General features: G+C 70.9%; 1 protein-coding gene. It reads right to left on the reverse strand.

The genetic code is table 11. The features are described 5' to 3' along the window. The coding region (locus CCN72_RS37440; RefSeq protein ID WP_483027301.1) for a phospholipase D-like domain-containing protein at nt 1–516 on the reverse strand (516 nt) is incomplete at its 3' end. Nucleotides 517–556 lie beyond the last annotated feature (40 nt).

A 556-nucleotide genomic window follows, 5' to 3' on the forward strand; every position in this document is an offset into this window, starting at 1 on the left:
GCCGCCGGTGACCGCGGACTCCCCGTCCACGACCAGGAGTTTGGAGTGGTTCCAGGAGAAGGCGGTCTTCGACGTGGTCATCGAGGCGACGTTCAGCGTGATGGCGTCGGCGGCCGGGCCCAGCTTGTCGCGCAGGTCGTCCCGGTACTTCGAGGGCAGTACGGTCATGTGGTAGACCGGAGCGGCTCCGACCAGGACCCTGACCTTGAGCCGGTGTCCGGAGGCCACGGACGACTTCAGGCCCGCGACGATGGCGTCCTGGAAGGCTCCGTCGGGGAAGGGTGCCAGGCTCGAGATGTCGACGGTCCGGGTCGCCCGCGAGATGTTCTCGGTCATCTTGGCCAGCAGCCGCCGGGTACCGACGCGGTCCCGGCAGCCTGCGTCACCCCAGCAGCCGGGAGTCTGGAGCAGCCAGCCGGCGGGATCGTCCGCCCCGGCGTCGAGCCGGTTGCCGGCCGTCCGCTCCCACACGTCCCCTTCGAGGCCGGGCGAGACCTCGCGCAATGTGCGCTCCACGGCATCGAGATGAGGAGTCCCGGCGTCGGCGGCGGTGGCG

The sequence above is a fragment of the Streptomyces murinus genome (assembly GCF_002154555.1).
Classification (GTDB): Bacteria; Actinomycetota; Actinomycetes; order Streptomycetales; family Streptomycetaceae; genus Streptomyces; species Streptomyces murinus.